The following is a 7,273-nucleotide window of genomic DNA, read 5'->3' as shown; positions in this document are numbered from 1 at the left end:
TATATACATGCACTTTAAAACGATGACTTCTGTATGAACACATTTTTTCATGGCTATACTGCTCCTAAATACTCATGTGTAAAAGGAGCGGAAAGGACATGAAACGTCTTAAAATTACAAATGACCACGGCTGGACGCCTCGAACACTTCGGAAACAAGAACGGAAAATCAAAGATGCTTCCCTTCGTGTTCGGGTGACCGCTGTTCGTCTTGTTATGGAAGGTCACCTCGGTAAAGATGTCGCAAAAATGGTCAACGTATGCCGTCAATCGGTTGCCCTCTACGTTGCGCGATTTAATCAAGGTGGGCTCGATCATCTACTCGATCGTCGGTTGCCGCCTGGTCGTGTGCCGTTTCTTACGGAAGAACAACAACAAGAAATCAGACAACTCGTTTTAACTACTACACCTGTGGATGCTGGCTGGGGCATCGCTTCATCATGGAATACGCGCATTTTACAATCTTACATTCAACAAACCTATGGCGTTTCGATGTCACGTGAAGGCATTCGTAAGTTATTGCATCGTCTTCGTTTGTCATGGACACGTCCGACGTATAAGCTCGTCAAAGGAGACGCTAAGCGTCAAGCTGCTTTTCAAAGAGAACTTGAATTTATAAAAAAAAACTAATTACCGAGAATGCCATGCTGTTTTATGTGGATGAGACACATGTTCGTGCTTATCAAGCGCTACGTACGACATGGGCAGAAGTAGGAAATCAAAAACACGTGCCGAGCTACGGTCACCACGCCCACGTTTCTATTTTTGGCGCCGTCGATGTTCAACAAGGCGATGTGGTATTTCATCGCGCATCATCCGCCAATGCCGAAACGTTCCTCGACTTTTTGCGCCGATTGAAAGAGAAATATACGGACCGATTCCTCGTGCTTGTGTTGGACAATGCGCGTATTCATCATGCCAAGATGGTGCAAGCCTTTCTTGATGGCGAGGAAGGCGATGCTTTTCATTTCATCTTTTTGCCACCGTATTCTCCACAGTTAAATCCGATTGAACGGCTGTGGAAGTGGTTGAAAGATGAAGTGATTGCCAACGTTTTTCACAAGGATCAAAATGACATTGCCCAATCCATTACTCGCTTTGAACAGTACGTCTTACAACATCCAGATGAGGTGTTACGCCGCATGGGGTGTGCTGTGTGAATCAGAGGTTAAAATGCCAATTTGGATGTATATAGTATTTTTTCGTCTAACTTGAAATCTTCAAACCTTCTCGAATGCTCAATAAATACTCGAGATTTGACATATACATCTTTCCCATAATATCGCAAAAGACCATACAGTATTCTTTCTGGAATTTTTGTATAGATCATCATTTGCATCATCCGTTCAGCTGTTTGTTGATCTTGATTGTATAACATTTTACGAATATCAAGTGGATTCGCATTGTAATTAATCACATTAAACTTAGTAAAAAAAGCATATTTTGAAAAAACATGAAGTACTTCAAGAATATCGTTCCTCATCTTTGGATATCCGGTATAATCTGTCCAATGAAGGGAAGCAAATTCTTTGTTTTGAAGTTTCCGATTGAGTTCCACAAATTCAAAGGTATTATATATTTTTGATGGAATTAATAATCCTGCCATTAACGTAGGTTTATCCTTTTTTGTCCCACTTTCATCCAAAAAAATATGCATCATTTCTGTATTCAATACTTCTCTTTCCATCTGTTTCATTCTCCCTTGACAACAATATAGTTATGTAATATTCTCTAAGTACGGTACGTTACTCGTTCCTTGGAACGACTAGCGTGCTGTAGGATAGAAAGTAACTCGTCCCAAGGGGCGACTGAAATCTATTCGACTACATATATTTTTCTAATGACTAAGGTAACTCCCTTGGTCTTTTTTATTTTTCGCCCCTTATCATTTACAGGACATATTTCGACATCATTCGTTTTCATCCTTCCTATCCGAGCAAAAAGCTCCTTTACACCAATGATTTTTTCCGTCTTTTTTTCATCTTTATGTTATAATATTCCTTGAATTTTGTTTTGTTGAGGGAGCATATATGGGGAGAGAGAGAATGGGACGATGGTTGTACATCTTGCTTGTTATGATCCCATGCCTTGTAGGAAGCGCGTGGATTGTGCTTTGGCAAGATGAACAACAGCAACAACAATTGCTTGAAGAAACGCGCTTGTTTGCGAATATACATAAAAACGATCTCGATCGCTTTCTTGCGGAGACAACGACAAAACTCGAGACGTTAGCGTTTATGGTTAGCAAACATATGGCGATGTTAAGCGAAAAAGACATAAACGACATGTTGCAACAAATAGAAAAACAAGACGTTCGTTTTCATCACATATCGTTTTTTTCTGAAAGTACAAGTTCAGCGATGCGATTGGCGAAAACGACAAAACAAACGGTCATTGACAGCGATCATACAACAACGATCGTCACACCGATTGTCGATGAAAAAACAAGTGATACAGTCGGTTTTTTTGTGGCGGAATTACGTATGGATTACATAAAAAAACGGATGAAAATCATTGACCAAGGCGCATCGTTTCGTTTATATGATGAGCGTGGAACGATGTTGTTGGCAACAAACGACATTCGCCCATCACAACAAACGGTGACGGTTCATTTAAATTATGCACCATGGATAATTGAAGCGAACGTGCCGCACGTAACGATGAAACAAAATGTGCAAACATCCCTTCCATACATCTTATTGCTGATCGTCGCCATCCATATTGTTTGGCTACTGATTCAATATTGGCTATTAAAACGGCAAACGATGCTTGAACGCATAGAGACCGAAGCACAAAAACTCGAACTTGTCGGCACACTCGCCGCAAGCACGGCGCATGAAATTCGCAACCCGCTCGCTGGCATTAAAGGATTTATTCAACTATTAAGTGAAAAACATAAAGATAACGAATCACAACTTTATTTTTCCGTCATTCAAAATGAAATTACACGCATTAACGATATTGTGAACGAATTTTTAATTCTCGGCAAACCGACGGCACAAAAACTTGAAACGTGTGATTTAAACTATATTGTGCAAAGCATTCATCCGATGATTGAGTCGCAAGCGCATTTACATAACGTCGTCTATACGTTTCAACGTGCCGATGTGCCACTTCCGATTCGTTGTTCAAAAGATCATTTAAAACAAGTCGTCTTAAATTTAGCAAAAAATGCGATCGAAGCGATGACCGATGGCGGTGAGCTAACGATTTCGCTGACGAAACAAAACGACTGGGCGGTGCTGCAAGTGACGGACAATGGATGCGGCATTCCAAACGACGTAAAACACAAACTGTTTCAACCGTTTGTCACATCGAAACAAACGGGAACAGGACTTGGGCTCGTCGTCTGTAAACGTATCATCGATATGCATGAAGGGACAATCGACATTCATAGCATAGAAAAGAAAGGAACGACGATTACCGTTCGTCTTCCTTTACGACAGGAGGTGGAAACATGTTTGACATGCTTGTTGGCAGTACGTTATCCGCGCTAGCAACAGGTGCTGGCGCAATTCCTATTTTATTTTTATCGCGCTCCCTTACGCACCAATGGCGCGATATGTTGCTCGCTTTTACAGCTGGTGTTATGATGGCGGCATCGATGCTTGGGTTAATTCCTGAGTCACTTTCTTCTGGCACGTTTTTTTCTCTTGCGGTTGGATTGTGCTTTGGGGTGTTTACGCTGACGCTTCTTGAAAACATCGTACCGCATATCGACTTAGCACATACAAAAAGCGGCATCAAAATGGATCAAAAAGCGCTGCTTGTCCTTGCGGCGATTACGCTTCATAACATTCCAGAAGGTTTATCTGTTGGCGTGAGTTATGCCTCGGGGGAACAAAATCATATCGGGGATTTAATCGCCTTAGCGATCGGCTTTCAAAATGCACCTGAAGGATTGCTCGTTGCGCTTTTTTTATTTAATCAACGCATTTCAAAAGGAAAAGCGTTTTTCATGGCAACCGGGACGGGAATGATCGAGCTCGTCGCCTCCATCATCGGCTTTTATTTAACGTCCGTCGTCGACGCGCTCGTTCCGTACGGATTAGCGTTTGCGGCTGGTGCGATGTTGTTTATTATTTATAAAGAGTTAATCCCTGAAAGCCATGGCGACGGAAACGAACAATCATCGACGTATGCGTTTATTATCGGTTTGCTCGTTATGGTGTTTTTAATTGAAGCATTTTAAAAAGAAGGAGCGTTACGCCCCTTCTTTTTCTTCATACGGATGTGCCACCCAGCCAGATGGATCAATAAACAACCGCACCGCGACGACTTGGCGATCGTCCATTAACGTAAAGAAATGCGGGTTTCCTTCTGGTACAGAAATGACATCCCCTGCTTCAAGTTCAACGTCAAAGTAGCCTGTATTTTCGTCCCCTTTAATGACGAAAATGCCATGACCAGCAACGATTGCACGCACTTCATCTTCTGTATGCGTATGCACTTGTTCAAATTTTTTCAATAGCTCTTCTAAATTTGGCGTTTGTTCGCACAAGGCGACAACGTCCCACGCTTGGTACCCTCTACGCTTCGCTAAATCTTCAATTTCTGTTTGAAACGTCGCTAAAATATCCGCCTTTTCTTCGTCTGTTAATACAAATTTGTTTTGAAGATGCGTTGGAAGTTTATTTGCATCCCAATGTTCGTACAACACCCCTTGCTTATTTAAAAACGTAGCGACGTTTTCCTTTCCTTCAATCACTTCACCTGTGTTGCGCACTTTAATAACTGCCATACATACTCCCCCTTATCGTTTTAAAAGTAGTAGTTTCACATAATATTGACATAAAAACTCGCATGCTTCTAAAAACTTTTTCGCTTCAAACGCATCTTTTCCCCATACGGTAATGCCGTGGTTGCGAATAAGTACCGCTCCGGCGTCCGCGTGCACATGTTTCGCAAACGCATCCGCTAACGTCGGAATATGGGCGAAATTCGGAATAATCGGAATACGAAACGCCGCATCTTCTTCCCATAATCCGAACGCTTTAATGAGTTCTTGATTTGTAAAAACGACTTCCCCTTCGTCACCGTACCATTCGGAAATAACGTTATTGTCAACGGTATGGACATGAAGCACACAACCAGCGTTCGTTTTATTGTAGATTTTAACGTGAAGAAGCGTCTCAGCTGACGGCTTTAAATGCGTCGCTTCGGCTGGCTGTCCGTCCGCACCGACGAGTAAAAAGTCTTCTGCTGTTTCTTTTCGTTTATCTTTTCCGCTAGCGGTCACAAGAAACGTAAGCGGCTCATCGCTCACCTTTAGCGACAAGTTGCCGCTCGTTCCCATAAACCAATCGCGCGCCGCTAGTTCTCGTTTCACTTCCGCAAGCTCTTCCCATTTTTTTTGTCTCACACGATCACCTCGCTTTCTTGTAACGCATCGATGACATCATAAAACGTCGTAAACGGTGTATGTGGCAAATGAAGCTCCCGGCATTTTTCAAGCAAAAAGTCGCGCGCGATGACGTAATCGGCTAGTTTCGCCGCCGCTAAATCGGTAATGGAATCGCCAATCACAATCGTTTTTGCCCCCTTTGGCGCGAGTTTACGAAGAAGCGACGGCTTGCAGCACCCGCATTCATTTCCGCAATGTTCATCGCACGCATACGGCCACGTAATGTGAATCGTTTCTCCGCTAAAGTCAGCGCTGTTACAAAAAATACGTTCTTTTTCAACAAGTCCGTCTAACAGCGGATAAACGAAAAAGTCGATGCCGCCGCTCACGATATAAAGCGGAATTTCCCGTTCGTTCGTAAATGCGACAAAGTCGGAAAATCCGTCGCGAATGCGGGCGGTGTCAAGCAAAAATTGCACGATGTCTTCTTTTAGCGTCGTCGGCAATAGCGAAAACATGCGTCCGACACCTTGTTGTACGGAACATCTTTGCGCAAGTACGTCATCTTTGATGGCCTCCCACTCGGGCGGAGCGAACTGTTTCATAAGCGCAATAATGTTGTCGTTTAACGTAATCGTTCCATCAAAGTCGCAAAAAATAATTGGCTTCATCAAGCGCCCCCCCATAAATCAAGCGCTTGTTGTAACGCTTCGTTTTCTTTTGCCGCATCATGAAGCGAACGACCAGCAAGCACCGCATCAACTGCGGCACGAAACGCTTGCCCGCCACCGACAGCGCCTTGCGGATGTCCGTGCACTCCGCCGCCTGCGTTAATGACGGAGTCGATGCCAAAATCGCGCACTAAAAGCGGCACAAGCCCCGGATGAATGCCGGCAGATGGCACAGGGAATGTGCGTAAAAACGGTTCTTCTTTCGTAAGTTCATGGGCAATCGCAACCGTCTGTTCTTTTTCAAGCGCGACACTTCCATACGGTGATGGGAAGAGCGAAAAATCCGCCCCGGTCATGCGCAATAGTTTTCCAAGAAGAAGCGCATAGCTAACTCCATATACGTGCGATGAGGCGATCGCGCCGCTAAACGACGGATGTGCCATAATCGGCAAGCGAATGTCATCGTCTTCACGAAGCGCCTGCAACACGTCAAGTCCGTATGTAAACACGTTAAACAACAACACGTCCGCCCCTAGCTCCGCCGCACGCTTCGCTTTGTCTTTTAGTTCAAACGTTTTACCTGTTAAATTGACCGCATATAACGTTCGATGCCCTGTTTGTTCGTACACTTCCTGAAGCGCTTGTTTTCCTGCGACAATGCGCTTTTCAAACGGCGTTAAGTCATTGTCAAATAAAATTTCATCGTCTTTCACGAGATCGACCCCACCGAGCGCTTGTAGTTTTAATTGTTCGGTGACGTATTGTAAATCACGCCCAATGACCGCTTTAAAAATGCTCATCACAAGCGGACGGTCAAAAACGCCAAGCTTTTCGCGTATGCCGTCAATGCCAAAGCGCGGGCCCGGAAACGCACGCTTCAGTTCGTCAGAAAACGTTAAATCAACAAGTTTAATCGTTCCGTCAAGCGACAATTTTCCAAACGTCGTCGTCAAAATCGCTGGAAAATCGGCGCTAAAATTGACGCTCGGATACGAAATGCGCACGAGGGCACGCTTTAGTCTCTTGCCAAAAAACGTATTGACCCGCTCATCTTCTTCGAGCTGTTCAATGGACTGAACAACGCCTTTATGTTTTTTCAACTGCTCTTGTTCAAGCTGCGGCAAATCGGTCCACGACCCGACAGTCAATCCAAGCGCAATCCCTTCCGCTTTTTTCACTAAGTCTTTGTCGTCATGAATCAAATATGTTGCGGTAATCATCTTCCCACTCCTTTACAAATAAAAAACCTCTTCATAAGA

The 7,273-nt window shown here is 43.9% G+C and carries 9 protein-coding genes; 4 read left to right on the top strand and 5 right to left on the bottom strand.

Translation table 11 applies throughout. From position 1 onward, the window contains the following. Window positions 1–98: 98 nt before the first annotated feature. Both ETB99_RS11720 and ETB99_RS11715 read left to right on the top strand, forming a co-directional pair. Entirely contained in the window at window positions 99–629 is a 531-nt protein-coding gene (locus ETB99_RS11720; protein ID WP_006322879.1) for a winged helix-turn-helix domain-containing protein, read from the top strand. A gap of 26 nt (window positions 630–655) precedes the next feature. Beyond that, window positions 656–1,159 carry an IS630 family transposase gene (locus ETB99_RS11715; RefSeq protein WP_240468873.1) on the top strand — a complete coding sequence of 168 codons (504 nt, stop codon included), beginning with the start codon at window positions 656–658 and terminating at the stop codon, window positions 1,157–1,159. Window positions 1,160–1,167: 8 nt separating this feature from the next. Here ETB99_RS11715 and ETB99_RS11710 read toward each other — a convergent pair whose 3' ends face one another. Continuing rightward, complete coding sequence (locus ETB99_RS11710) at window positions 1,168–1,686, bottom strand: hypothetical protein (protein WP_171700679.1); 519 nt, start codon at window positions 1,684–1,686, stop codon at window positions 1,168–1,170. Window positions 1,687–2,029: 343 nt separating this feature from the next. Here ETB99_RS11710 and ETB99_RS11705 point away from each other — a divergent pair, with 343 nt between their 5' ends. Beyond that, a complete protein-coding gene (locus ETB99_RS11705; RefSeq protein WP_171700678.1) occupies window positions 2,030–3,496 on the top strand; it encodes an ATP-binding protein in 1,467 nt (488 codons plus the stop codon). Next, entirely contained in the window at window positions 3,457–4,191 is a 735-nt protein-coding gene (locus tag ETB99_RS11700) for a ZIP family metal transporter (RefSeq protein WP_171700677.1), read from the top strand. Before ETB99_RS11705 ends, ETB99_RS11700 begins: the two co-directional genes overlap by 40 nt. 12 nt (window positions 4,192–4,203) lie before the next feature. Here ETB99_RS11700 and ETB99_RS11695 read toward each other — a convergent pair whose 3' ends face one another. From ETB99_RS11695 to mtnW, 4 genes are read right to left on the bottom strand one after another with little or no spacing between them, the layout of a single operon-like run. Next, a complete protein-coding gene (locus ETB99_RS11695) occupies window positions 4,204–4,740 on the bottom strand; it encodes a 1,2-dihydroxy-3-keto-5-methylthiopentene dioxygenase (RefSeq protein WP_128999994.1) in 537 nt (178 codons plus the stop codon). 12 nt (window positions 4,741–4,752) lie between these two features. Next, entirely contained in the window at window positions 4,753–5,361 is a 609-nt protein-coding gene (locus tag ETB99_RS11690; RefSeq protein ID WP_128999993.1) for a methylthioribulose 1-phosphate dehydratase, read from the bottom strand. Further along, window positions 5,358–6,014, bottom strand: coding sequence for a 2-hydroxy-3-keto-5-methylthiopentenyl-1-phosphate phosphatase (locus ETB99_RS11685; protein ID WP_171700676.1), 657 nt, complete (start codon window positions 6,012–6,014; stop codon window positions 5,358–5,360). Before ETB99_RS11685 ends, ETB99_RS11690 begins: the two co-directional genes overlap by 4 nt. Beyond that, window positions 6,014–7,234 (bottom strand): 2,3-diketo-5-methylthiopentyl-1-phosphate enolase, encoded by a 1,221-nt coding sequence (gene mtnW, locus ETB99_RS11680; RefSeq protein WP_171700675.1) that lies wholly within the window; start codon window positions 7,232–7,234, stop codon window positions 6,014–6,016. The genes ETB99_RS11685 and mtnW overlap by 1 nt, the downstream gene beginning before the upstream one ends. Window positions 7,235–7,273: the final 39 nt, after the last annotated feature.

Origin of the sequence: Anoxybacillus sp. CHMUD (assembly GCF_013096965.1) — a bacterium.
Classification (GTDB): domain Bacteria; phylum Bacillota; class Bacilli; order Bacillales; family Anoxybacillaceae; genus Anoxybacillus; species Anoxybacillus kestanbolensis_A.
This window is presented reverse-complemented; position numbering and strand designations above follow the sequence as displayed.

What these genes read in the sequence shown, in the direction of transcription:
- ETB99_RS11720 (WP_006322879.1), top strand. Translation starts at nt 99, where the DNA reads ATGAAACGTCTTAAAATTACAAATGACCACGGCTGGACGCCTCGAACA.
- ETB99_RS11710 (WP_171700679.1), bottom strand. Translation starts at nt 1,686, where the DNA reads ATGGAAAGAGAAGTATTGAATACAGAAATGATGCATATTTTTTTGGAT.
- ETB99_RS11705 (WP_171700678.1), top strand. Translation starts at nt 2,030, where the DNA reads ATGGGGAGAGAGAGAATGGGACGATGGTTGTACATCTTGCTTGTTATG.
- ETB99_RS11700 (WP_171700677.1), top strand. Translation starts at nt 3,457, where the DNA reads ATGTTTGACATGCTTGTTGGCAGTACGTTATCCGCGCTAGCAACAGGT.
- ETB99_RS11695 (WP_128999994.1), bottom strand. Translation starts at nt 4,740, where the DNA reads ATGGCAGTTATTAAAGTGCGCAACACAGGTGAAGTGATTGAAGGAAAG.
- ETB99_RS11685 (WP_171700676.1), bottom strand. Translation starts at nt 6,014, where the DNA reads ATGAAGCCAATTATTTTTTGCGACTTTGATGGAACGATTACGTTAAAC.
- mtnW (WP_171700675.1), bottom strand. Translation starts at nt 7,234, where the DNA reads ATGATTACCGCAACATATTTGATTCATGACGACAAAGACTTAGTGAAA.